This window comes from Aphanizomenon sp. CS-733/32, assembly GCF_028330045.1.
Classification (GTDB): Bacteria; Cyanobacteriota; Cyanobacteriia; order Cyanobacteriales; family Nostocaceae; genus Dolichospermum; species Dolichospermum gracile.
The window spans coordinates 1-25,872 of sequence record NZ_JAQMSE010000218.1 but is presented as its reverse complement, the minus strand read 5'-3'; the positions used below and the strand labels follow the sequence as shown (position 1 = coordinate 25,872).

Annotated in this window: 16 protein-coding genes and 3 pseudogenes; 12 read left to right on the top strand and 7 right to left on the bottom strand. The window is 39.3% G+C overall.

From position 1 onward, the window contains the following. Both PN471_RS18245 and PN471_RS18240 read right to left on the bottom strand, forming a co-directional pair. A pseudogene (locus PN471_RS18245) lies at positions 1–244 on the bottom strand (IS1634 family transposase); the annotation flags it as partial. Beyond that, a pseudogene (locus PN471_RS18240) lies at positions 238–396 on the bottom strand (ATP-binding protein); the annotation flags it as partial. The pseudogenes PN471_RS18245 and PN471_RS18240, both read right to left, overlap by 7 nt. Before the next feature lie 97 nt (positions 397–493). Here PN471_RS18240 and PN471_RS18235 point away from each other — a divergent pair. Both PN471_RS18235 and PN471_RS18230 read left to right on the top strand, forming a co-directional pair. Beyond that, positions 494–841: a hypothetical protein gene (locus PN471_RS18235; protein ID WP_271778047.1), complete on the top strand. Its 348-nt coding sequence runs from the start codon at positions 494–496 to the stop codon at positions 839–841. Between the two features lie 35 nt (positions 842–876). Next, positions 877–1,740 (top strand): S1 family peptidase, encoded by an 864-nt coding sequence (locus PN471_RS18230; protein ID WP_271778046.1) that lies wholly within the window; start codon positions 877–879, stop codon positions 1,738–1,740. Between the two features lie 416 nt (positions 1,741–2,156). On the opposite strand, the gene PN471_RS18225 is transcribed toward PN471_RS18230, so the two are convergent. Both PN471_RS18225 and PN471_RS18220 read right to left on the bottom strand, forming a co-directional pair. Next, the gene (locus PN471_RS18225) at positions 2,157–3,629 is read right to left on the bottom strand and encodes a leucyl aminopeptidase (RefSeq protein WP_271778045.1); all 1,473 of its coding nucleotides are present in this window, start codon (positions 3,627–3,629) and stop codon (positions 2,157–2,159) included. A gap of 25 nt (positions 3,630–3,654) precedes the next feature. Beyond that, entirely contained in the window at positions 3,655–3,780 is a 126-nt protein-coding gene (locus tag PN471_RS18220) for a hypothetical protein (RefSeq protein WP_271778044.1), read from the bottom strand. Positions 3,781–3,804: 24 nt separating this feature from the next. Between PN471_RS18220 and PN471_RS18215 the strand changes: the two genes are divergently transcribed. The 6 genes from PN471_RS18215 to PN471_RS18190 all read left to right on the top strand — a co-directional run bounded on the left by PN471_RS18215 (position 3,805) and on the right by PN471_RS18190 (position 8,028). After that, complete coding sequence (locus PN471_RS18215; protein WP_271778043.1) at positions 3,805–4,305, top strand: acyl-CoA thioesterase; 501 nt, start codon at positions 3,805–3,807, stop codon at positions 4,303–4,305. A gap of 51 nt (positions 4,306–4,356) precedes the next feature. Continuing rightward, positions 4,357–4,944, top strand: coding sequence for a hypothetical protein (locus tag PN471_RS18210; protein ID WP_271778042.1), 588 nt, complete (start codon positions 4,357–4,359; stop codon positions 4,942–4,944). A 32-nt stretch (positions 4,945–4,976) separates the two neighbouring features. Then, positions 4,977–5,726: a cobalt-precorrin-6A reductase gene (locus PN471_RS18205; RefSeq protein WP_271778041.1), complete on the top strand. Its 750-nt coding sequence runs from the start codon at positions 4,977–4,979 to the stop codon at positions 5,724–5,726. Positions 5,727–5,755: 29 nt separating this feature from the next. Then, positions 5,756–6,448 carry a Uma2 family endonuclease gene (locus PN471_RS18200; protein ID WP_271778040.1) on the top strand — a complete coding sequence of 231 codons (693 nt, stop codon included), beginning with the start codon at positions 5,756–5,758 and terminating at the stop codon, positions 6,446–6,448. A 460-nt stretch (positions 6,449–6,908) separates the two neighbouring features. Then, on the top strand, positions 6,909–7,754 hold the full coding sequence (locus PN471_RS18195; RefSeq protein WP_027402257.1) for a DNA adenine methylase: 846 nt from the start codon (positions 6,909–6,911) through the stop codon (positions 7,752–7,754). Continuing rightward, a complete protein-coding gene (locus PN471_RS18190) occupies positions 7,747–8,028 on the top strand; it encodes a type II restriction enzyme (RefSeq protein ID WP_271778039.1) in 282 nt (93 codons plus the stop codon). The genes PN471_RS18195 and PN471_RS18190 overlap by 8 nt, the downstream gene beginning before the upstream one ends. Positions 8,029–8,469: 441 nt before the next feature. On the opposite strand, the pseudogene PN471_RS18185 reads toward PN471_RS18190, so the two are convergent. Continuing rightward, a pseudogene (locus PN471_RS18185) lies at positions 8,470–11,103 on the bottom strand (tetratricopeptide repeat protein); the annotation flags it as partial. 404 nt (positions 11,104–11,507) lie between these two features. Next, complete coding sequence (locus PN471_RS18180) at positions 11,508–12,167, bottom strand: hypothetical protein (protein ID WP_193890897.1); 660 nt, start codon at positions 12,165–12,167, stop codon at positions 11,508–11,510. Positions 12,168–12,590: 423 nt separating this feature from the next. Here PN471_RS18180 and PN471_RS18175 point away from each other — a divergent pair, with 423 nt between their 5' ends. Then, positions 12,591–14,498 carry a DNA polymerase III subunit gamma/tau gene (locus PN471_RS18175; RefSeq protein WP_271778037.1) on the top strand — a complete coding sequence of 636 codons (1,908 nt, stop codon included), beginning with the start codon at positions 12,591–12,593 and terminating at the stop codon, positions 14,496–14,498. Positions 14,499–14,898: 400 nt separating this feature from the next. Here the strand turns inward: PN471_RS18175 and PN471_RS18170 are convergent, their stop codons facing one another. Next, positions 14,899–16,941 carry an NAD(P)/FAD-dependent oxidoreductase gene (locus tag PN471_RS18170; RefSeq protein WP_271778036.1) on the bottom strand — a complete coding sequence of 681 codons (2,043 nt, stop codon included), beginning with the start codon at positions 16,939–16,941 and terminating at the stop codon, positions 14,899–14,901. Between the two features lie 735 nt (positions 16,942–17,676). On the opposite strand from PN471_RS18170, the gene PN471_RS18165 reads away from it, so the two are divergent. The 3 genes from PN471_RS18165 to PN471_RS18155 all read left to right on the top strand — a co-directional run bounded on the left by PN471_RS18165 (position 17,677) and on the right by PN471_RS18155 (position 25,525). Beyond that, a complete protein-coding gene (locus PN471_RS18165) occupies positions 17,677–17,910 on the top strand; it encodes a hypothetical protein (RefSeq protein WP_039200269.1) in 234 nt (77 codons plus the stop codon). A gap of 533 nt (positions 17,911–18,443) precedes the next feature. Beyond that, positions 18,444–24,734 (top strand): choice-of-anchor I family protein, encoded by a 6,291-nt coding sequence (locus tag PN471_RS18160; protein WP_271778035.1) that lies wholly within the window; start codon positions 18,444–18,446, stop codon positions 24,732–24,734. 380 nt (positions 24,735–25,114) lie between these two features. Then, positions 25,115–25,525: a hypothetical protein gene (locus PN471_RS18155; protein WP_053538561.1), complete on the top strand. Its 411-nt coding sequence runs from the start codon at positions 25,115–25,117 to the stop codon at positions 25,523–25,525. Positions 25,526–25,872 lie beyond the last annotated feature (347 nt).

The following is a 25,872-nucleotide window of genomic DNA, read 5'->3' as shown; positions in this document are numbered from 1 at the left end:
TTGCTTTGCCTAATTGATTTTTAATTGTTGATTTAGACTCCAAAAGAGCATTTCTAATATGACGTTGAGCCAAAGTATAAACCAGTAGACATAAACCCATAATCATTCCCAAAGACTCTATTCTCTCAGGACTTTTGAGGGAAATACTGTCTGCAAAAAATAATGGGTCTTCGAGAAAACCAAACCCCCTCTCACATGACTGCTGGGCTTTATATTCACTTAGCATAGAATCATTGCTTATTTTACTTCTAGCGTAAAAATACTACCTATTCCCACCTGACTTTCAACTTTCAGATGCGCTTGATGTTTTTGGGCGATCGCCACAGCAATAGCTAACCCCAATCCTGTACCTCCGTTTTTACGAGAGCGATCGCCATCAACACGGTAAAAGCGATCGCCATATAAAAATATCTATCCAAAGGTAGATGTTAAGTAGTTTTGTAATCACTTATAGTATTTTCGCTAACTATTGATATACAAAAAATGTCTAATTATGAAGACTTTTTTACACTTTCTGGTTTCTGTCTTACTACCTATTTTATCTTTTGATTCCCCTGCCCAAGCTGAAGAAATATCCACAAGGGCTGCTGACCTAACGGTAATTGGTACTACAAATCAAAGCTCGTCGAATTTATTAGCTCAAACCCCCGACCCTGCACTTGCGCCAACATATCCTACAAATAACTCTAATCCTTCTTTATATGAGGGTAGCAATGCAGACACTAAACTACTGACAAGTAATTACCTTTATTGGAGTGGCAGTGTTGGTGTTAATTTTGCAGACAAAGCAGCACTAAAAGTAGATGGAAATAAGGTCAAGTTGTTGCTATTCATGGACTAGCAGATTCGGATGATGACTACATTAATCGGTCAGAAGTGACAACAAAAATATATAGATTCCCTTTCAAAAAATGGATAACTGAACAAAATGAGACTGGAATTACTCGTAAAGGGCAAAAAACAGGTTTTAATGCGGGAATCCCCATAAATACTTTTTTGTCACTCAAAACAAAAATTAATATTGAACCAGAAATTTGTAATCTGAAACCAGTGAATGGTCAAGTATATGAAGATATAGAACTACAAACCCTTGCTAATCAAATTACAGTCAAAATTTTTGGTCAACAAGACAGTGGTTCAGGAACAATTATAGGTAAAGACTACGACAGCTACTTGGTATTAATTAATCCCCGTATTTTGTCAAAAGTTAATATTTATACACCGCAAGTTCAAACCCATGATGGTAAGATTTACCATGCTAAATCTGTGAAGATTTTTGATAACCTAGATTTAGCGACATTAGAATTTGCGTCTAACCAATCATATTGTGTAGCCAAAAAGATTAATACTGCTAACATTAATAAAAATACCACAATTTTAGCGGCTGGGTATTCTAATTCCACTAATAGAATCGCTTTTAAAACAGGGAAAGTAGAACAAATAATTTCCCAACCTGTCTTCAAATATGGTTATGAAATTGGTTATAGTAGTGATATTGAACAGGGTATGAGTGGTGGTGCAATTCTAAATCATAATGGATATTTGATAGGTATTAATGGTAGAAGTTCCTATCCTATTAGAAATTGGTATGTTTATGCTGATGGAAAAAAACCTACAAATGAGGAAATATTAGAATTTAGAAAATTAAGTTGGTTTGTACCGACAACAACTTTTTTAAATCAAATCAAACCAGAAGTTATCAGGGATTATAATTTATCTTTGATGCCGAAAAAATTTTAGGTTTTTTGTCTGAATTAATATGTGCAGAATTTAAGGATTTTTATTCGCTTTTTATCTTCCCAGGTCATTGATTCATATAGGTTTTTGATTTACTCAGCAAGCCTTGTTAGTTTACTTTAGAAAAAGAATAAATATAGATTTAGTCAAGAAAGTGAATCGAGAAATTGTCAAGAAGACATTAGAGATAACAGAGAAGGAAGTCAAGGAAAAAAGACCCTTTCAACTCTTGTATGGTTTTTCCGTTCCTTTCTTGATGAGATCGTTTTACCAAATAAAAGCCTAAAATTTTTGCTAGACAATCTTTTTAGGCTTTACTTTCTCTAGATTGTTAATTCTTAAATTTGCTGTAATACCTGCGGAATTAGAGGATAAACCGTAGGGGCGGGGTTTCCCCGCCCTGTTGAGGTGAAATTAAACTAACTTAAAACCCAGCTAACCAGTGTTCTCACACCAAAACCAGTTGCCCCAGCACCGTTATAGCCATGTTCCTTATCAGCCCAAACTGGTCCGGCAATATCTAAATGCGCCCAAGGGGTATCCTTAACAAACTGCTTCAGGAATAAAGCCGCAGTAATTGAACCGCCATAACGGGGTCCAGTATTTTTCATATCAGCAATACCCGATTTTAACCCGTCAAAATATTTATCTTCCATCGGCATCCGCCAAATTTTCTCACCGGCATTGTCAGCGGCGGTTTGTAGTTGGGAAGCTACCGTCTCATCTGGTGTAAATAAACCAGCGATATCTTCGCCCAAAGCCACCACACAAGCACCTGTAAGAGTAGCTAAATCAACGATCGCATCCACACCCAATTTCTCAGCATAAACCAAGGCATCAGCCAAGGTTAACCGCCCTTCAGCATCGGTGTTATTAACTTCGATTGTTTTGCCATTTGAGGCAGTTAAGATGTCTCCAGGGTGCAATGCCTTGCCGCTAATCATGTTTTCGGTAACGGCAGAGATAAAGTGAACTTCCACATCTGGTTTTAACTGCCCAATGGCCTTAGCCGCGCCTAAAGTTGCCGCTGCACCACCCATATCCATTTTCATGGTTTCAATCCCACTACCAGCACCTTTAATGTTCAATCCACCGGAATCAAAAGTTACGCCTTTTCCGATAATTGCCAGTTTCCGCTTAGGTGTACCGACTGGTTTATAGGTGAGGTGAATGAATTTTGGTGGTAAATCAGAAGCTTGGGCGACTCCCAAAAATGCCCCCATGCCTAGTTTTTCGCATTCTTCCTGTTCCAAAATTTCCAGTTCTAACCCGTGTTCGTGAGCGATCGCTTGAGCAGTTTCTGCCATAGTAATAGGTGTAACCGTATTCGCCGGCGCTGCTACCAACTGTCTCGCCAAAATCACGCCAGAAACAATTTGATTAGCGCGAGTAATAGCCGCTTCTTGTCCAGCTAAACCAAGTAAATCAATGGTTTCGATCTGGGGATTTTTATCTTCCGGTTCAGATTTAAAGCGAATATCTTGGTAAAGTGCCAATTCTATGCCCTCAGTCAACGCTTGGGCTGTGGCGGCTGGATCATTGTTCCACAGTGGTAAACTGATTGCCAAAGTCTTGGTTTTTTGCTTTTTAGCAGTTTTGGCTACAGTCGCAACTACACGGCGTAAACTCTCTAATTTCAGCGCGTCTGGTTTCCCTAAACCAACCACAATTAGCTTCTTGACTGGGTAAGCCCCACCTAAACGAATAACAACGGTGCTATTAGCCTTACCTGTAAACTCTTCCTCAGCAATAACTTCTTTTAAAATTCCTGCAAATTTATCATTTAACTTGACCAGATCACCAGTTAACTCTACCGCATCTTCAAAGAGACCAAAGGCTAAAGTATCACCAGTCCAGTCTAATAATCCTGTATTTGTAAGTTGAATCGTCATTTTTGTAATTTCTGTCTATTTTTCTTCATGTACCAGTATTGCTCAAATTTTGGGAATCATGGGCGTTGTACGCAACGTCTTGACAATCTGGTAAGATGAGAAATACTTGACAAATATCCAATTTACAAAGTTTTATCGGGTTTTTAGCCATCTGTCCCTTGTAAAAATTATAATTATGCCTAAAGAAATCAATCAGCCCCAATTACCACCCACCAGCGCCATTGACAGCGTTACCAATGTTGCATTTGAAAATTGGTTTGAATATCCAGTCCGGGTACAACCTCACCATACTGATTATGCGGGTATAGTTTGGCATGGTACTTATTTAACATGGATGGAAGAAGCGCGGGTAGAGTGCTTACGTTCTATCGGCATTGAATTTGCTGATTTAGTAGCTTTAGGTTGTGATCTGCCTGTTGTAGAGTTGTCAATTCGTTATCATCAGTCGGTGAAATTAGGAATGCCAGTCCTAGTAAGAACACGGATGGCTGAGGTAACAGGAGTGCGAATGAACTGGGACTACACCCTGGTTTCTCCTGATGGTCAAGATTTATATATTACTGCTCTGGTTACGTTAGTAGCTTTAGATCGGGAAAAAGGTAAAATTATGCGTAAGTTACCACCCGCTTTTCAAGATGCTTTGGCGAAAATTTCTGGTTCTCGGAAGATGGGGTAATCGGGACAGGGAATTATAAAAAAAACTTTTCCAGCCACCCATACTTTTAATATGTCTAAATCAGTAAAAATATCTAGCCATTTAACACAAGAGGTTAAGGAAAAAGAGAAAGAGGAACAACTAATTAATGAACTTAGACTGTTATTAAAAACCTTGATTTACCAGGAAGAAGTTACAATCAAAGCCATCATAGATTGTCTTTATGATGTTGGCTCGACTAATTTGATCAATCATAAGTTGCGTTTTGGAACTCTCAATAAGACTCTAAAATTTATTACTAAAAAGTCGAAGCCAGTAGCTAAAATGCTGGCTTGGCAATGGTTTAATAAAAATTGTCCTGAGTTAATTACTCAATGGCTGCAAAGTAAGGTGACATTTGTAAAAGTGGAAGAAACGAGGATGGAGGTGATGGTAGATAATGAAAATCTCCGTTTAGCTTCTATGTCTCAACTTCCAGAGGAAAATCAAGTTAATCAGGTAAAACGTCTGCATTTTCAGGTGAAATTGTTAACAGGTATTTTGGTTGTAGTTGTAACTATGTTTTCTGGTAGTTTGATTTGGTTGAATTATTCATTAAAGCGGTCACATTCCCAAACTATAGAAAAACTCCAAAATCAAGTTAAAAGGAGTCAGGAGTAATAAATACAGCATGAGGTTTTTAGGGAATTGATATGTTGCGGGTTTTAATTCTCGGTGGCATTGGTGATGCAGTGGAATTGGCGGCTAAGGTAGCAAATATTCCTGGTATTGAGGCGATCGCTTCTTTAGCTGGTCGAACTCGTAAACCTGCTAATCTGGTTGGTAATGTGCGAATTGGCGGTTTTGGTGGTGTCCCAGGATTGGTTGGTTATTTGCGAGAAATGGAAATTGATCTATTAATTGATGCTACTCATCCTTTCGCTCATCAGATTTCTGAAAATGCTGCCGCAGCGACACAGGAAGTAGGTATTCCGCGATTAATGGTAATTCGTCCACCTTGGGAAAAATTAGGAGATGATTGCTGGTTAGAAGTAGAAAATAATCTCGCTGCTGCTACTGTGTTAGCAAATCAAGCTAAACGAGTATTTTTAACAATTGGTAGACAAGAAATTGCGACTTTTGCACATTTACAGGCAATTTGGTTTTTAATGCGGATGATTGATCCACCAAATACTGATATTATCGTCCCACCTGGATTAATTTTATGCGATCGCGGACCATTCACCTTAGAAAACGAACAGGAAATTTTACTCAAATATAATATAGATACCATTGTTAGTAAAAATAGCGGTGGTAGTGCCACCTATCCCAAAATTATCGCCGCTAGGAAACTCGGAATTAAGGTTGTGATGGTAAATCGTCCACCTGTACCCCCTGGAGAACAAGTTCCAGACGTGGATAGTGCGTGCAAATGGTTGTTTAACAAGTTGGATATTTTATAAAATTAAGGTAATTAATGGAGGGACGCAACATGGTGATTAAGAAACCAGATATTAACAATACTCCTCAAAATCTGATTTTACCTTTAGAAAGTGGCGATCGCCTATCACGCCACGAATTTGAACGTCGTTATACAGAAAGTCTCCATGTTAAAAAAGCCGAATTAATCGAAGGAGTAGTTTACGTGGCATCACCCTTACGCTTTCAACGTCATGCTGAACCCCACAGCAATTTAATTGGTTGGTTATGGAATTACCGAATTTCCACACCTGGTGTCAAGTTAGGTATTGAACCCACAATTAGATTAGATCAAGATAACGAACCCCAACCCGATGGAATTTTATTCATTGATCAAAGTTTAGGAGGAAAGTCCCGCATTACAGCAGATGACTATATTGAAGGTTCACCAGAATTAGTTGCCGAAATTGCTGCTAGTAGTGCAGCTTATGATTTGCATGATAAAAAAAAGGCGTATCGTCGCAACGGTATTCAAGAATATATTGTTTGGCAAAGTTTAGAAAAAAAACTAAATTGGTTTCAATTACATGAAAGTGAATATATCTCTCTTGAACCCGATGCTGATGGTGTCATCAAAAGTCAAGTTATGCCCGGTTTATGGTTAGCAGTACCAGCATTATTGTCAGGTGACATGACTCAGGTTTTAGCAGTTTTACAAGCCGGATTAAATTCACCTGAACACGCGGAATTTTTACAAAATAGATAATTGGTGATTGGGAATATAGCAGATTGTAAATTAATGAGGCTTCCGTGAGCGTCAACCGATAGCGTAGTATGGCCTTAACCATGCGGTATAGGATCTAAATTCAAACGTATAAATGGTTGTCTGACTTTGATATAAAGATATGATTGGACACTTGAATTTGCTAGACGACTTGATGCTTGGTTAGCTGCTATTATTTTATATGCTGTTAGCTTATATCAACAAGAAGATAAACTTCAGGTTTTTAATATAATAAATTCGATGGACTCCATATCTGATGTATGTATTGATTGGGAATTTGATCAACATGAATGTCAATTAAACTGGGAATAATCCAATAATTCTCAAAAATCCAGATTTTTCCAAAAAATATAGTATAATCTGGATTCTAGACGAAAATATCAATTATATAGTACAATAGTATCAATGAGCTATTGTCACTTAATAATTTACAGGTCATAAAATGGTATCAGTTAATCCGTTAGTCAAACCCTTTGTAAAGTGGGCAGGAGGAAAAAGACAGCTTGTGCCGACAATTCTAGCCAATCACCTGCCTAAAAATTATAATCTTCAAACCTACTATGAGCCTTTTATTGGTGGTGGTGCGCTTTTGTTTAGTTTGCAACCTAAAAAAGCTGTCATTAATGACAGTAATGCTGAATTGATAAATTGTTACAAAATAATTAAAAATTCTTTAGATGAACTAATTGAGGATTTAAAAAATCACAAAAATAATGAATATTATTATTATGATATTAGAGACTGGGATCGAGAAAAGAATTTCAAGTCTAAAACAGAAGTTCAACGAGCATCCAGGATTATTTTCTTAAATAAAACTTGTTATAATGGGTTATTTAGAGTTAATTCTCAAGGTCAATTTAATGTACCTTTTGGCAAATATAAAAATCCCAATATTTTAGATATAGCTGTTTTAAAAGCAGTTAATAAATATTTAAATGAAAATCAAGTTAGAATATTAAACTCTGATTTTCAAGAAGCTGTTAAAGATGCAAAACGAGGAGATTTTATATATCTCGATCCTCCTTATGATCCAGTTTCCGAAACCGCTTCTTTTACTGGCTACGATGTTAACGGTTTCAATAAACAGGAACAGAGAAGATTGAAAGAGGTATTTGATGATCTAAATAGTAGGGGTTGTCATATTTTACTAAGCAATGCTTGTACAGAATTTATCGAAGACCTATATAAAGATTATCTGCATACAAAAATCTCAGCTATAAGAGCGATAAATTGTAATGGTAAAAAAAGAGGTAAAGTGGATGAAATTTTAGTAAAAAACTATGAGTAATAAAAATACTAAAAAACCAAAAACCAAAAATGATATTGCTTGGGAAGCACTATTTGAAAAATACTCCATTCTAGAAAAAATACATGAAATAGGCTATTTTGAGATAGAGTCAAATAGCATTAATGAATTCCGAGAAAGTAGGTTAATGGCTAAGTTTGACCATTATGATACTTTGCCTACAATTTTTGAGAAAAATAATGAAACTGCTGATAGACGTTCTAGCACAGTTAGACGATGGATAGAATGGATATTAAGTGTGATTTCTGATGAATAAAGATATAGATGTGTAAAGGAATAGTCCAGCCCTCTTAAAAGTTTAAACAGATAAGAGGGATAATTAAAAGACATTACATTACCAATGATGATCATTGTCATTAATTGAGAACTTTATTTTTTGGAAGTCCCTTAACAGTCAACTGTTAACAATCATCTCTTAATAACTCAGAAAATCCTGAGAAATAGCAAAGGTTTCACTAATGATTTCTGATGCTAATTGATCAGATTTGAGTAGAGGATATTCCTGATGACCATGATATTGATGACCATTAGAGGATGATTGAGATTGTGAATACATTCCCATAGCTACACTGGGTAGATAGCTAATATTGTAATTTGCCACCTTTGCAGAGACTACGGTCGCAAAAGACAGATTAAATAAACTGTGCAAAGGTAACTTGTACAGGTCACGGTGGGGAATTAAAATGATTGTCTCTACCCCTTCCAGTTCTTGAATAATTGTGGAAATATTTAAGATATTTTGCAACTGTAATAGTTTTGATACTGTGGCTGACTGTTGCCAATCTGCTAACCATTGTTCAAATTCAATTAAGCGTCTTACTCCCTCTGGAATTGCTTCTATATCTTGGATAGGTGTAAAGAGTAAAATGGGAGATGGGGCTTGATCTTTGATAATGAATGTGTGCAAAGCGGCTGGACTAATATGCCAATAAATTATAGCTGTGGATGGATTCAGCAATTTTTGAATAACATAATAATTCCCCGACTGAAGTTGATAATTTAAATCAGGTATTAACCACTGTAAACAATTATTTTTACCCTGTTCAGCGATTTCCCAAGCTTCTACTAAGTCTCCTGTATTTACAGCCAAATCAACTGCTAGTTGTCCCAAACCTATGAATTTTAGTAAGAGTTGTTTTTTATTTTCATCAGAACGGGTGGGCTGATTGAGTAATTGTTGTAATAGTTCAATTCCCCATTTTTGTAGTTCTTGGGCGGCTGTTGTTTCTCCTAAACAAACCAGGACTTTAACTAGAAGTTGCAAAATTTCTAAATGCAAGTCGGGAAAATCTTCGGGTGTGAGGGTGGATAGTGCCAATTGGTATTCAGACATGGCATGATGCCAATAATCGCGATGTGCAGTTTCTTTTTTGCCTTGCTCGTAATAAGTATTACCAATAGCTATATGTAATCTTCCCCAACCTTCTGGATGGGTATCGGGGCGAAGATGTTTTAAACCTTCTTGATAACTAGCTAATTTACCTTCATAGCCGCCTAAGTTGAGGGCGGGATTGGCGGCAGAAATGCTACTAACGACAATTAATGATGATTGTTGGGGGGTGAGATGACCAGCAGCCGCCCCTCTTCCTAGCCAAGCTTCCCAATAGTCTAGTTTAATTTCTAAGGCGCTGTCATAGCAGGAAATGGCTTGAGGGAAACGATCTAGGTAAAATAGGGCTACGGCTTGGTTATACCATGCGGGATGGAAATCGGGTTTGATGGCGATCGCTTGTTGATAGGAGGCGATCGCATCTTCCCGACAACCTAAGTTTTCAAAGGACACACCCCGGTTATACCAAGCTAAATAAAATTCTGGTTGCACAGCCAGGGCTTGATCCCAAGATTCAATCGCTTCTGACCATTGTTTTAAATTAAATAGCACCACACCCCGGTCTATCCATACTTCATGATAGTTGGGTTCGAGATGGAGGGCTTGGTCGTAACTAGCGATCGCCTCTGCATATTGCTCAACCACAGCTAAAGCTATACCTCGGTAATACCAAGTTTCCCCATCTTGGGGTTCTAAATTCAAGGCTTGATCATAACTATCAATGGCTTCCCCGATCAAACCTAACTTGAGTAATGCCAAGCCTCTGCTAGACCAAGCTGGTTGATAATCTGGTTTAATAGCGATCGCTTGATCAAAAGAAGCAATAGCCCCATCAAAGTCTCCCAACTCACCGAGAATACCGCCTCGGCTATACCAAACCTTATAGAAATCCGGTTTGAGGGACAGGGTTTGGTCATAAGCAGCGATCGCCTCTGTAAACCGTTGCAAATAAAACAGTGTCAACCCCTGATTAAACCAATATTCATAAGCTTGCGGTTGGATTTGACTAGCTCGTTTATACAAATCCAAAGCCGCTAATAAGTTTCCATCCTTAGCTTGTTGTAAACCTTCATAGAAGCAACTTTCCGCCGGATTATGAACAACCATTTGTGATCTGAATTGTTGCACAATCTGACCATCACGAATTGCCAATTCCGACGCTAACTGCTGAACAAGATTGTTACTTTGCTCCAACCGCACCACCAACTCATCGAAAGTGGCTGCTAACTGCGGTTCTAAATTTACCAAAGACTCATGCCAGCTTTTCTCCCTGGGAGATTCTGGATCGGCAATTATATCCGCTACATTCTGGGAAAATTCCTGAATTTTATGCTCATAACTCTGATAGTCATTTTCCGTCTTGGCAGTATTGTCAAAAATATCTTCAGCCAAAGACTGATGACTTAACTCTAGAGACTCACCAGTGAATAGCTCCTCACCTATTAGGGATTGTGGACTACTCACCGTCTCCATTTCCTGATCTTGCCAGATTTGCTCCCCAAATTGGCGCAGCAATTCCTGACCAGGAGTATCTAACTCCTCCTGCGTAGGTATAGAAATTGCCAACTCCTGCGACTCTTGCGTACTTTCATACTCCTCATTAAGATTGCGCCGTAATAGATGCATCCCGATGTCATAGGACAAGTTACTAATCTCACCAATACTCAACTCACCCAGTTTCACCATCCGCTTGGCTAACTGAAGATTCGGAGCGGGAGAAGCCAATAATTTGTCTGCAAATATCAACAGCCAATCAATCCAACGGTCAACAGTAATGCGCGGTTCCATCCGCTGCAAATACTTCAATGCCCATTGTTGTCCTCGCGCTTGATGCACTCCTTCTAGGAGTTCGTTAAATAACGATTCTAGATCCGCATTCGTGAGTTCTGGTGGTTGATCTGCCACCAGATTGCCTTGACTAGACTTGGGATCACTTATCCCAAGACGGCCAAAGGGGTACTGTAAAAATCTGTTAAGCCACTGCAAGAGCCACCTGAACATCTGCCAATTTATGGGATTTTCTTTCTCCTAGATTGTAGCTATTGTTGTGTCAAAAAAATTATTAATTACGGAAAAGTCTAGAAAATTTAATAGACCTGCGTAACAATACTAATAGCTACACCGAACAAATCAAACTTGAGTTAAGTAGATGAACAGAAAAATTTAAAGGTATGTGAAGAAAAGTAAAATCACTCCAAACTCTCTTCCTGTTCTCAGTTAAGAGTTTCCTGTTCCCTTGCCCCAACGACAATTTTTAACGCCCACCTACTTATGGGGATTTGTCTTCATCAGACTAAGTTAAAAATCCTTTTTATACTATTTCACAAAAAGCGTAATTTGTCCTAATCCTGTGTTTCCTAAAACTGAAGACTATAATCACGAAAAGTGTCAGTCCTCAGTTTTGATTATACAGAAGGTTCGTTCGCTTCATTATACTGATTAACCAATGCCTGAATAATCTCTTCGGGATTTTGTGTTTCCACTCCTAATTGTTGGGAGATTTGTTCACATAGGTTCTCATCCTGTTGCAACATCATCAACAGTTCATCTAGGGTGACAGTTTTGTATTCCCCTTCGGATAAATTTTCCTCTGTGTTGGCAGATACTAAGGGATTACTCTCCACTACATCAGGACCGTCATATTCCCAAATTGGTTCTCCTGGATTAAGTGTTAAGACTTTCATGCCTATATCGTAGGACAGATTGCCGATTTCCCCAACTCCTAGCTCACCAAGTTGGACTAATCTGGCTGCTAATTCATTATGTGGTTTAGCAGATGCTAATAATCTGTCTCCAAAACGCATTAACCATTCTAACCACTGTTCCGTACTAACACGATGTTCAAGATTATGTAACCATTTTTGCGCCCAAGCTTGTCCCTTGACCTGATGAACCCCTTCTAGTAGTTCTGTAAATAGAAATTCTAAATCTGTATCACTTAGGGGTGGAGCTACTTGCGTGGGGACTTCCTCTCGACTAAGGGTGAGATTTTGTTTACCACCAAACAAGTGCCGAAAAATTTTTTTGAGCCATTGAATTAGCCGCTTGAACATTTGATGCACCATTGATGTTGCCTATTAAAATTTTAGCTGTGGCAGTGACTAGTAGTTCGTCAAATTTATTTTGACGGATCAGGAATAAATGAACCACGAAGGACGCAAAGAGCGCGAAGGAAGAAGAAAAATTTATTTACCCGTTAATTAGTTCTTGACAGACTACTAGTACCGCAAGGCGGAAGTCAAAAGTCAAAAGTCAAAAGTCAAAACTAATACTGAGCAAGCTTTTTGGCGATTGATAATGGTTGATTTATTTACGCCGTGTTGTACTAGATATTTAAAACTATAAAAGTTTTAGATTTTAGATTCAAAAATTTGGTACAAGACCCGTCCTTTAGGGTGGAGTCAATTCAAAATCGAGCGCTATGAGTTGTTACAATAATAAAACCCAAAAATTTACCTGGAATATAATACGGATTTAAACCTGTCTCCATGTCTTACGAACCACTGCACCATAAGTATCGGCCAAAGAGCTTCGCTGAACTAGTGGGTCAAGAGGCGATCGCTACTACCCTAACAAATGCCATTCTCTCAGCGAAAATCGCCCCTGCCTATTTGTTCACTGGACCCAGAGGTACAGGAAAAACTTCCAGTGCGAGAATTCTCGCCAAATCTCTCAATTGTCTTCAAGGCAACCAGCCAACCCCCCAACCCTGCGGCGTTTGTGAAATCTGTCAGGGTATTACTAAAGGCTATTCTACTGATGTTATTGAAATTGACGCTGCTAGTAATACTGGTGTTGATAATATCCGGGAACTGATTGAACGGGCGCAGTTTGCCCCGATGCAGTGCCGTTATAAAGTATATGTGATTGATGAATGTCATATGCTAAGTACCGCAGCGTTTAATGCGTTACTTAAAACCCTAGAAGAACCACCCAAGCACGTTGTTTTTGTTCTGGCGACAACAGACCCACAAAGGGTATTACCAACAATTATTTCTCGTTGTCAAAGGTTTGATTTTCGACGGATTCAGTTAGAGGCAATGGTAAAACATTTAACACATATTGCCGATAAAGAAAGTATTAATATTTCCCATGATTCTCTGACTTTAGTAGGACAAATTGCCCAAGGGGGATTAAGAGATGCAGAAAGTTTATTAGATCAATTAGCTCTAGTCGCTGGGGAAGTGACACCAGATAAAGTTTGGGATTTGGTGGGTTCAGTCAGCGAAAAAGACCTATTTGGATTGTTAGAAGCGATCGCTCAAGATCAAGCAGAAATAGTCCTAGACACTACCCGGAAAATCCTCGATAGAGGACGAGAACCCCTAATTATTCTCCAAAATCTCGCCGCTTTTTATCGAGATTTTCTCATTGCTAAAACTGCCCCCAATCGTCAAGATTTAGTTGCTTGTACTCAGTCAACTTGGTCATCATTAGTTGAATTTGCCCAAAAATTTGACATCAGTACCATCTTGCTAGGACAACAACACCTAAGAACAGCCGAAGTCCAACTAAAAAACACCACTCAACCCCGGTTATGGTTAGAAGTAACATTACTGGGATTATTACCCAGTGCCAATATTCAAATCCAAACCGCAAATATCCTGCCAAGAACCAATACAACCGCTGCAACCCCAACATATCCACCCGTTGCTGCACCACCAGCATATCCACCCACAAATCACAATCCATCTGTTAATTTCGCATCACCACCACCCCAAGAACTTGTATCTCCACCACCCACAAACCATCAACCAGTAGGAGAAAGTTCACAATCCGATTTAACTCAACTTTGGCAACAAGTTCGTGGACATATTCAACAGTTACCCACACAAGCATTACTGGGTCAAATGTGCCACTTAATGGAATTTAATGGTCACACTGCCCGTGTAGGTGTAAAAGCGGTTTGGTATGACAAAGTGAAATCTTATTTACCTATTATCACCACAGCCTTTAGACAAACTTTCCAGCAAGAAATTCAAGTTACTTTAGAAAAAGCTACCGCTGCAAACACCACATCTACCAGGAGAAATCCACCACCACCAACTTCTCCTCCAGTTCAACAACCACCCCAACAAACATATCAACAAACACCAGAACCACAACCCACACCACAACCAGTAGCTACAGTATCCACGCCATTACCCACACCAGTCCAAATTGAGCCTGTTGTTACCAATACAGCACCAGTACAAACTCTTTCTCCGCCATCGGTGTCACCATCTCCATCAAATTGGGATCATGATGGAGTCGTTAAAGCTGCGGAAAGTTTAGCCAAATTCTTTTCGGGAGAAATTATTCGGATGACAGATGACAGTTTCCAACTATCGGACTCTGTTAGTTCTGCAGAAACACCGGAGATATATGAATCCTATGTTGATGATGAATATAATTAAATAAGGAATGTGAATTAAATAAGGTGCAAAAGTAGGATGTGTTAGCGACAGCGTAACGCACCATTCCAGGTTACATCAGAATTGCAGGTTATTAAATTTGCGTTCCTAAGAGAACTCCACAAAAAAATGATCCAATTTTGTGGGATGGGCATCCTTGCCCGTCCTTGATGATTAGCGGGCAATTCGTCCCGCACCACAAGAAATTTTGGGATATTTTTTTGATTGGAAGTCTCTAATAAACCTGTGCTGCATGAGTTGTCATTGCGAGTGAAAGGAAGCAATCTCTTGACAACCGATAAACCACCTAACGCAAAAATCTCTCAAACCCTTATTCCTCTGTGTCCTCTGCGCCTCCGTGGTTCGTTAATCAGGATAATTTATTTCTTGGAAATCCCTAAAACTAACGCAACGCCGGCGGTAATCGTGGTCTACCGGTAGAAATTGCATAGTTAATTACTAACAATTGTAACCATAATCCTGGAAAGCGATTTTCTAACCAAGATTGATTCCATTTTAAGAATTGTGGAAACCATGTCCCCAAAATCAGACTGACTAAAGCATGACGAGCAAAGCTCACATAATTACCCAGCCAACGTAATAAATCTCGCCAACCAGCTAATTGCCAAATCCACAATAATAAAGCCGGATTTTTCATGGCTGCTTTCAAAGCGAGACGGTTAAAAGTGAACCAATCACAACGATCTTTAATGAAGTTATCTGTAACTTCTGGGGTTTCATCTGTTAATAACCCAAAGAAAGTATTCAGCATCCCATTTATCATTTGGGGGGCGATAAATTTGCCAGTAGGAACCATCATTCCTTTAGAAAATAACCACATTACCGCCACATTACTTTGGTAAGCCCGAATTTTATTTAAGTGTTGCTGACTTAATAAATCATGTTTGAGCGCGATATTTAACAGAGTAGTTAATCGGTCTAAATTGCGGACTAAAGACCCAAAACCAGTAAAAACTAGAGGAGACTGCAAAGAAGCAGCATCACCAATGGCAATTAATCTATCAACTGCAATAGTGCGATCGCTACTATCTACACTAAAATGTCCTGGTATATAGCCAAAAGTGGGTTTCCTCCACACTAATTTATCCAAATCACAACGCCGATATTCTGGCAAAATTGTGAAAAAATCCTCATACATTTCCAACAGAGAACCAGGATTTTGCTCATTCACCTCATGATAGTGAAACAGATAAATCGTCAACTCTTCCCCAACCCCAGGAAACAACTCCCAAATTAACTGTCGTCCCCTAGAAATATCCCCATGACTATAGAGAACATCCCCATATTCAGAATCCCAAACCCCAGGCTCAAAGCCCTTTTCAATCACCGCTCCCACCGTTGGACACACACTATCAAAAGCCCGACCACCATTTAATTGCCAAGCGATCGGTGAAGCCGTTCCCATTGCATCTATCAACAACCTTCCACTCACTTGCCGTTCATTGCCACTAGGCAAATGTTTGACATTAATAGCAACTTGTGTAGAACTAATATTCACCTGGGAAAACTCCGTTTCGTCCCAAATATCACCACCAGCAGCTTGAAGTTTTTGTCCACATAATGCCAGTAACCTTTCTGAATCTAAAGCTATATTCAGAACAGTAGGAGTGTGGAGAACAGGGGATTTTAACTTAGCAGGATTATTCCCATCAAAAAACTTATTAAAACCGTCCTTATACTCCCTAGAAATAATTTCTGCTAATTCAGCATTTGTTAACAAACCCAAATTGATTAAACTTTGGATTTCATCACGAGAAATATTCCATTCTCTGTTCATTTTACCAAAAGGTAATCTTTCCACCAACAGCACCTTATAGCCCAATTTAGCCATCACTGCTGCATGAATTGACCCCAAAGCACCACCAATATAAATCAGGTCATACTCAGGACTAGCCGCAGGAGAAAGAACAGGTGATGTTTCCTGGCTATTCCCTTGATAAAATACCACTTGTCGGGGCTTTTGCGGATTTCTTACCCCTTCGCGCCACCGTTGTTCCCACCAGTAAGCCCGGTTGAGGTGATATTCCCCATTAGACATTTTCTGAAAATACTTAACAGTTAGGGGATAATAAGGTTCTAGCTCTGCGAAAATTGAATTTTGGGCATCAATGACAGGTAGTTCTGGGTAGCAATTAGGAAAGCGACCTCTAATTTCCTGTGTCAGAGATTGGAGAATACCTCTCTCCCCTGGAAAAGGTTCATCTCCCCAACGGAATACCTTGAGATAAGTTGTTCGCTGCACCGACCACACAAATATAGACAGTTCCACATCACCAGCAGTGGTACTTTGAACCGCGCTTCTCAACCGCAAACCATCTGGGGTAATTAATTTTTGCCCATTTTCAACAACAAAATCTGTTTGTAGCCATTTGCTAACGGATACTGTATCGGGCGTAGGAATTTCTAAATAAAGAAGTTCTTGCATATTTTTCTGATATCTCCTATCAATCTACTCGGTTAGACAGATTAAAAAAAGGCAGAAACTAGGTTAGAATCTGCGCTGATTAACTTCATAAAGATCCCATAAAGAATTTTAGTCAGTAACCCAGCCCTAAAGGGACTGGGCTTGTAAGAGGAATCAAGCAAGCCGTACTGACCAGACCACCCTGAGTTTACTCTCATGGTAGCCGTTATTTGAGTCACGACACCCCGGAATGCGTAGCCCCTTCGGGGTTCAGCAGTCGCTCATGGGGGAAACCCCCAAGACTGCGCTGCTTCACTAGTTCCCTACTCTGTCATTTGCAATTAAACAGTTTTAAGGTAACAGAAACAGTGTTGCAAGTCTAAAAAGCTCTGATAACTGGTCGTTCGCGCAGCGTGCTGTAGGCATCAGCTAACATTACCCCATAAATGGGAGTTGGCTTCCAGATTCCAATCAAAAATCTGGTTTCAATTTTAATATCCACAGCGGTTAAAACCGCTCGTGTCGCTTACCTCTCAGCCCTAAAAGGACTGAGTTTCCCACTTACCGCGAGATCTTATAATTTATCAAGTATAAGGACTCAGGATACATAAGGTTTGAGATGGAAGGAAACAGGGAACAGGGAACAGGGGAGAAATTCCATTCTCTATTCTTCAATTTCTTTCTCCTAAACTCCTGACTCCTGACTCGTGACTATCAAGTTTATTGTTCATATTGTAAATTTCCTAAACCCACGCCATGAATTATCCTATCCCAGACAGTCCCCAAGAAATATCTGCACTCAGAAAACAGCCAGTTGACGAGGAACTAGTTGCTGCGGTAATTGCTGGTGTAGTTAGAGTTGTTCGCGCCCAGGGTCAGTCCTTAGATCAATTAACGACCCAAGTATTAGCGGATGATCAAATGTTAGATAGACAACAAAGACGCTGGTTAAGTCAGTTGGTTACTCAAGCATGGGAAAACTTTCCTTAATACCTACAATATATACTTGAGAAGGTCATAACTAATTGGTTGCTTGCTCCAGTATTAATACCTATTTTTTAGCGCTTTCTACAGAATGCTACGCAAACAAGTTACCTAAAGGTAAGCTATCGTTCCACCTTCAGATATGATCTATTGTGGGAGTCAATACCTTGTCCATTTCCTGCTTTGTTGGGTTAAGCGACAGCGCAACCCAACGCATTTGTTGGGTTTTATGCTAATTGCTCCGCGTTCACGCAGTGTCCCGGATACGTTTACGTTCCACAACCCAACCTACAAATCAGGGAATAAGACCAAATTGATAGAACAAAAATTACTGAAATTTAGAAAACACAGGGTTAACACATAAGCTGTTATTCTAGTTTTTTTAATTTTCCTTAACCTTTAATTATTTATTCCTTAAATAAATTGGGATAGATTCTCTTTATAGTCAAAAATTTACCCATTTTTTTAGAGATCAAAAAGACTAAAATCTCCGTCGCAGACTAAGTAACAACAAACCTCTAATTGTCAATACAAAAATTATGAATTCAATTCAACTTAACCATATCGGTACTATCAAATTAAGCGGCGCAGAAATTTCTGATTTTGACCCCATATCTCAACGCCTGTTTGTGACTGGAGAATCTGCGAATAAACCTGTTCTCCAAGTAGTGGATGTTTCTGATGCAAATAACCCCACTCAAGTTACTAACATTGATCTTTCTAGCTTAGGTGCAGGAATTCAAAGTGTAGCCGTCAGAAAAGGCATAGGAACTGGAAATAGCATTGTGGCGATCGCTATTTCTGCAACTACAAGTACCGACCCTGGTAAAATTGCTTTTTATGACGCTGTAACTCTCACTAAAATTTCCGAAGTAACAGTAGGTGCTTTACCTGACATGATCACTTTCACTGCGGATGGTAGCAAATTACTTGTCACCAACGAAGGAGAACCCAGTGAAAATTATGCCATTGATCCAGAAGGTTCAATTAGTATTATTGATGTTTCTGGAAACATTGCCAGTTTAGATAACAGTAAAGTTACAACTGCAAATTTCACGGCATTTAATGGGCAAAAAGAAACTTTAAAAGCTGCCGGAGTCAGACTTTTTGGGCTTAATGCCACCGTTGCTCAAGATTTAGAACCAGAGTATATTGCAGTTTCTCCCGATGGCAAAACTGCATTTATTACCCTACAAGAAAATAACGCCTTTGCAGTTTTAGACATTCCTACTGCTAGTATTACTAAAATTGTTCCATTAGGTTTTAAAAATCATAATTTACCAGGAAATGGTCTTGATGCTAGTGATAGAGATGTTAATGGTACTTCTAGTGGTGGAGGTAAAATTAATATTCAAAATTGGCCAATTTTCGGGATGTATCAACCCGATGCAATTAGCTCTTTTCAAATTGCTGATAAAACCTATTATATCACCGCCAATGAAGGAGATGCGCGGATTCGTCCTACAGCAAATGGTACTTTTGGTAATGAAGGATCACTATTTAACGAAGAAGCAAGAGTTTCTAGTTTAAATCTTGATCCTACAGCTTTTCCTAATGCTACTGAGTTGAAAAAACCGGAAAATTTAGGACGTTTAACCGTTACCAATAAACTAGGAGATACCGACGGAGACGGAGACTTTGATCAACTTTATGCTTACGGCGCTCGTTCTTTCTCAATCTGGGATGATCAGGGTAAATTAGTATATGACAGTGGCGACCAAATCGAACAAATTCTCAAACAACAAACGCCTACATTCTTTAATGCTAATAATGGTTCAGCCACTGAATTTGATACTCGTTCCGATAATAAAGGACCTGAACCAGAAAGTGCAATTGTTGGCGTAATTAATGGTATTCCTTATGGATTCGTTGGCTTAGAACGGGCTGGCGGTGGGGTGATGGTATATAATCTTAGCAACCCCACTGCACCTCAATTTGTTCAGTATATTAGAACCGAAGGTGATGTCTCTCCTGAAGGCTTAAAATTTATCTCTGCCGAAAATAGTCCCAATTCTCTTCCCATGTTGGCAGTTTCTAATGAAGTTAGTAATACCGTTAGCTTTTATGAAATAGCTTCCCCACCAAAGTTAACGACTTATGAATTTCAAAATCTACCCAAATTAGGCACAACTTCCACCGGACAAGACATACTTTTGGGCGGTTTTTCTGGATTGTATTTCCAAGGTGTAGCAGATAATGGCAATCTCAAATTTGTTACTAATACAGATCGTGGTCCCAATGGTGAACCCACAGGTCAAAATAGACCGTTTTTATTACCCAATTTTCAACCAGAAATAGTCAGTTTTGAACTCAATCAACCGACTAATCAAATCACAATTACCAAAAGAACTGGGTTATTTCGTGAAGATGGTACAACTCCATTAACTGGACTTCCCAATGTCCAAGCTGGGGCTGGTGGAACAGCTTACACTGATGAAATTGGCGTTGATTTAAATGGTCAAATCTTACCTAATGATACTTTAGGGGCTGATGTCGAAGGTATCGTGATTGCACCAAATGGCAACTATTGGCTGGTGGATGAATATCGTCCCGCAATTTACCATTTTGATGTCAATGGGAAGTTACTTGATCGTTTTGTTCCCCAAGGAACAGCAGCAGCCACAGAACCAGATCAACCCGCAGGGACTTTTGGAACTGAGGTATTACCCGCAGTTTACGCCCAAAGACGGGCTAACCGGGGCTTTGAAGCAGTAGCACTAGAAGGCAACAAGTTATATGCTTTTATTCAAAGTCCAATTGATAATCCCGATAATGGCGGTGATACAACTTCCAGAAATTCCCGTAATTTGCGAATTTTGGAATTTGACATAGTTTCTAAACAGGTAACTGGTGAATATCTCTATCTCTTGGATGATATTACAGGCAGTGGTAATGCCAAAACTGATAAAATCGGTGATGCTGTTGCCTTGGGTAATGGTAAATTTGCCGTTGTAGAACGAGATGATAGAAGTGATAATACTTCCAATAAACTTATCTATCAAATAGATTTAGCAGCAGCGACTAATATCAATAATCCTGCTAACTTTACTTTGCCAAGTGGTAAGACTATCGAACAATTAAGCCCAGCAGAATTAACTACCGCTGGAATTATTTCTGCTAACAAAACTTTAATTGTTAATGCAGCCCAAATAGGTTACACCGGGGTTGAAAAATTAGAAGGTTTGGCATTAGTTGCCCCCAATATTCTCGCTGTGATTAATGATAATGATTTTAATGTTGCAGGCACAACAATTCCTGAGAAACTAGGCATTATTGAGCTACCTGATTATCTACCTATTACTATTAGTGGTACTTCAGGAAATGATTCACTAACAGCCTTTACAAGCGGTTATACTGTACTAGGTTTAGCAGGTAATGACTATATTAGTGCTGTTGAAACAGGAAGAGGTGGCAATATCCTGGATGGTGGTGCAGGTGATGATGAAATCTTTGCTAAGGAAAATGATACGGCTTTAGGTGGTTCAGGCAATGATCAAATATTCTCCGATGGTCAAGGTAATAATATTTTATCAGGTGGTGAAGGCAATGATCAAATATTCCCTGATCGCAATGACAAAGTATTTGGTGATACTGGTAATGATGTCATCTTCTCTGGTCTTGGTGGTAACACCTTAACAGGTGGTGATGGTCAAGATACCTTTTGGTTAGCTAATGGTGCATATCTGCAAAGTCCCAACATAATTACTGATTTTAATCCGGCACAAGATTCATTAAAAGTGGATGTTGAAGGATTCAAAAACATCAATCAACTGACATTTTCACCCCAGGGCAATTACACCTTAATTAGTGCGAATAGTAATCCCTTAGCTATTCTGAAAAATTATGAATTACCACAGTTTGCTATTACCTCAGCTTCAGCAACAGAAGGAAATATCATAATTTTCACTGTCACTCGGACAGGAAATAATTCGTCTTCACAAAGTGTAACTGTAACTACCTCTATTGCTACAGGGGATACAGCCAGTGATACCGACTTGACTGCAAAAACAGCAACTTTGACTTTTGCACCGGGAGAGACGACTACAACCTTTGCTGTCCAAACAACTCCAGATGTCCTATTTGAAGGAAATGAGACATTTACTGTCAGTTTAAGTAATCCTACAAATGTATCAATCATTAGTTCTACAAATGGCACAGCTAAGGGAACAATTAATAATGATGACGCTGCACCCATATTTAGCATTGCTACCGCTGAGGCATCAGAAGGAAATGCTATTAACTTTACTGTAACTCGGACAGGAGATGCCCAGGCTCAACAAAGTGTAACTGTAACTACCTCTATTGCTACAGGGGATACAGCCAGTGATACCGACTTGACGGCAAAAACGGAAACTCTGACTTTTGCACAGGGAGAAACGACTAAAATCTTCGCTGTGCAAACAACTCAAGATGTCCTATTTGAAGGAAATGAGACTTTTACTGCTAGTTTAAGCAATGCTACCAATGGTGCAATCATTAGTTCCACAAATGCCACAGCCAAAGGAACAATTAATAATGATGATGCTGCACCTGTATTTAGTATTGCTGCTGCTCAGGCATTAGAAGGAAGTGCAATTAATTTCACTGTCACCCGCACAGGAGATGCTCAAGCTAACCAAACTGTTACTGTATCTACCTCTATTGAGGCACAAAATACAGCAAGTGCTACTGACTTTAGTGGAAATACTCAAACTTTCACATTTGCACAAGGAGAAACAACTAAAACCTTCCCTGTTCAAACAACGCAAGATTCTCTTGTAGAAAACAATGAGACTTTCACTGTTAGTTTGAGCAATCCTACCAATGGTGCAATTATTAGTTCTACAAATGGCATAGCTTTGGGAACTATTACTGATGATGATACACCAGCGGAATTTAGAATTTCGGCTGCTGAAGCGGTGGAAGGAAATGCTATCAATTTCACCGTGACTCGTTCCAGAGATAATCTAATTTCTCAAAGTGTGACTGTAAATACCTCTATTGCGACAGGGGATACAGCTAGTGCAAATGACTTAACTGCAAAAACGGAAACTCTGACATTTGCACAGGGAGAAACCAGCAAAACCTTTACTGTTCAAACAACTCAAGATAGCCTATTTGAAGGCAATGAGACGTTTACTGTAAGTTTAAGTGATCCTAATAATGGTGCGGTTGTTAGTTCCACTAACGCTACAGCGAAAGGAACAATTAACAATGATGACGCTGCACCTGTATTTAGTATTGCTGCTGCTTCTGCCACAGAAGGAAGTGCAGTTAGTTTTACTGTAACTCGTACAGGGGATGCTCAAGCTAACCAAAGTGTCACTGTAGCCACTTCGATTGCGACAGATGATACAGCTAGTAGCAGTGATTTAACTGCCAAAACTGAGACTTTAACTTTTGCCACAGGAGAAACTAGCAAAACTTTCACTGTTCAAACAACTCAAGATAGCCTATTTGAAGGCAATGAGACGTTTACTGTGAGTTTGAGTAATCCTAATAATGGTGCGGTTGTTAGTTCTACCAACGCTACAGCTAAGGGAACAATTAATAATGATGATGCTGCACCTAACAAAAAACCAAATCTGCAAAGCTTCACCCAAAATGGACAAGAAGATCAAATAATTAGTTTTGGTATTGGAGACTTCAAAGACAAGGGTAAATACCAAGACGAAGACAATAATGATTTAATGGCAATTAAGGTAATAAGTTTACCAACCGCTGGAAGCCTAACTTTTGTGAATGGTCAACAAGTGACTGTCAATCAAGAGATATTAGTTGAAAACCTAGCTAATGTGCAATATAATCCCGTTGCTAATGCTAATGGTAATGTTGCCACATTGACAGTAGCAGCGATTGATAATGGTACTCCAAAAGCAGAATCTGATCCTGCTACCATCACAATCAATCTGACTCCGGTAAATGATCCTCCCGTTGCACAAAATGATCAATTATCTGTCAGTCAAGGAAGTGCGGGAACTATCAACCCTTTAAACAATGATAGTGACCCTGAAGGAGATAGTTTAAAGATCACCAGCAAAACCGACGGTAAATATGGCAAAGTGGACATCAATGGCAATAATTTGACCTATACGCTGTTAGATGCCAATTATTTAGGTAATGATGTCTTTAGTTACACTGTCTCTGATGGTGGTCTTTCCGCAAGTGCTAATGTTAGGGTAACGGTTACGGGTAAAGCTGCAACTGATACTGTAGCACCAACTCAGCTAATCCCAATTGCTCCTGATGATAAACTGATTCCCAGGGAAGCAGGTACATTAACTGGTATTGTTGATACATTGGGCTACAAATTTCCTAATAACTACAACCCATCCCTTGTCAAAAACTCCCTGCAAAATGCCCTAAATCGGACCACCGCAGCTTTTAATAATCTGTTCGGTCTCTATGAGGTGGATGATGTAACGGGGTCTGTAAATGGCATTAAACCCGGGGAAACCGGTTATGCGAAAGCTGCTTTGAGTAAGGTAGTAGATAACTTTATTGTGCGGGTAGGGGGTTCAAGTAGTGGTGCTGCGAGTGATGTCGTTGTCAGTGGTGGTAAAATCTATTCTCCCTTTGTAATTGCTAATGGTGGTAACTTCTCCGGTAATCTCCAACAAGCGATTAATGCTTTCTTTGCTGCGAACCCTAATAATAGTGCGGCTACCGCGCAAAATTACACGACTTTACCTGTAGCCTATTTTAGCTTTGGGGTAGCTAACCCGGACCGTGCGGCTCATTTGAGAAGTTTTGGGAATAATACCTTTGGTTTTGAAGATCTACCTGCGGGTGTGGGGGTAAGTGACTACGATTTTAATGATGCGGTTTTCTCCTTTGGAGCGATAGCGTAAGCCTATTTGATTCTCTGGGTAGGGATATTACGGGATACAAGGGTACTTTATCTACTAGTAGCTTTGTGACTGTTTAAGCTATGTAGCGGTAATATTGCAAGAGTCAGATACCCGATTTCTCTAAGAAGTCGGGTATCACGTGACTTCGACATAACGATAACTTGTGGAAAACTCACCCCACCTAGGAGTCTCAAACCCTTATTCTCTCTTTGAAAAAATCATAACTCCGTTCGCGTAGCGTCTCCGAAGGAGAAACTCCGAACTCTGAACTCGCGTGGTATCTTGTTGGTAAAAAAGCCGCTTCTCCTTCACAAAGGGGTAAAATAGTAAAATGACAGATGCTACTGTTATTGTCCCCAAAATAACTATCACGAAAATATATGACAACCAACCCACCAATTCTCACTTATACTCTGGAAGAAATATTATCTCGTTTGGATCAAAAAATAGAGAAGCAATTTACCGAAGTTAACCAGAAAATGGATCGGCAATTTGCTGAAGTCAATCAAAAAATGGAGAAGCAATTTGCTGAAGTCAATCAAAAACTAGAAATTATTGATGGTAGACTAAATAAACTGGAAATCGGCCAGGCAGAATTATCAGGGGAAATTAAAACCCTAGATGGAAAACTATCAGGGGAAATTAAAACCCTAGAAGAAAAAGTTATTGGTATTGATAAAAGACTAGATAACCAAGAATTTATTAATCGTGGAGTTCTAGTAGCAGTGATTATCGCCTTAATCAGTGGAGTAGTCAAACTATTCGGTTTCTTCCCCACTGGTAAGATCTGAAAACCTTAATGGAATAAAATAGTCCTCTGGTAGCTTAGTGTAGCTTTTATTACAAAAAGCCAGTAAAAATGTTAGCGACTAGTAACGCACCATTGGTAAAGACTTTGGGTGTAGCATAGCGATCGCTATATAATATAGTAACAGTAAAGCACCATTTTAAATCATTATCCTGTACATCCTTTCATCCTGGATATTCTGATTCAGACCTTAACGGGTGACAAGGCGGCTAAAGAGCTTGTTTCATAAGGGATAGAGCCTGAAAGCCCCGTTGAAAAAAGAGGCGTTTATGAGGCTTGAGATTGATTAAATTCAGAGCTAAATCAGCCCATAATTCCATACCATAAATC

Bases quoted from the DNA above. Each gene is read 5' to 3' on its own strand.
- PN471_RS18235 (WP_271778047.1), top strand. From the start codon at position 494: ATGAAGACTTTTTTACACTTTCTGGTTTCTGTCTTACTACCTATTTTA.
- PN471_RS18225 (WP_271778045.1), bottom strand. From the start codon at position 3,629: ATGACGATTCAACTTACAAATACAGGATTATTAGACTGGACTGGTGAT.
- PN471_RS18220 (WP_271778044.1), bottom strand. From the start codon at position 3,780: ATGGCTAAAAACCCGATAAAACTTTGTAAATTGGATATTTGTCAAGTA.
- PN471_RS18215 (WP_271778043.1), top strand. From the start codon at position 3,805: ATGCCTAAAGAAATCAATCAGCCCCAATTACCACCCACCAGCGCCATT.
- PN471_RS18210 (WP_271778042.1), top strand. From the start codon at position 4,357: ATGTCTAAATCAGTAAAAATATCTAGCCATTTAACACAAGAGGTTAAG.
- PN471_RS18205 (WP_271778041.1), top strand. From the start codon at position 4,977: ATGTTGCGGGTTTTAATTCTCGGTGGCATTGGTGATGCAGTGGAATTG.
- PN471_RS18200 (WP_271778040.1), top strand. From the start codon at position 5,756: ATGGTGATTAAGAAACCAGATATTAACAATACTCCTCAAAATCTGATT.
- PN471_RS18195 (WP_027402257.1), top strand. From the start codon at position 6,909: ATGGTATCAGTTAATCCGTTAGTCAAACCCTTTGTAAAGTGGGCAGGA.
- PN471_RS18190 (WP_271778039.1), top strand. From the start codon at position 7,747: ATGAGTAATAAAAATACTAAAAAACCAAAAACCAAAAATGATATTGCT.
- PN471_RS18180 (WP_193890897.1), bottom strand. From the start codon at position 12,167: ATGGTGCATCAAATGTTCAAGCGGCTAATTCAATGGCTCAAAAAAATT.
- PN471_RS18175 (WP_271778037.1), top strand. From the start codon at position 12,591: ATGTCTTACGAACCACTGCACCATAAGTATCGGCCAAAGAGCTTCGCT.
- PN471_RS18170 (WP_271778036.1), bottom strand. From the start codon at position 16,941: ATGCAAGAACTTCTTTATTTAGAAATTCCTACGCCCGATACAGTATCC.
- PN471_RS18165 (WP_039200269.1), top strand. From the start codon at position 17,677: ATGAATTATCCTATCCCAGACAGTCCCCAAGAAATATCTGCACTCAGA.
- PN471_RS18160 (WP_271778035.1), top strand. From the start codon at position 18,444: ATGAATTCAATTCAACTTAACCATATCGGTACTATCAAATTAAGCGGC.
- PN471_RS18155 (WP_053538561.1), top strand. From the start codon at position 25,115: ATGACAACCAACCCACCAATTCTCACTTATACTCTGGAAGAAATATTA.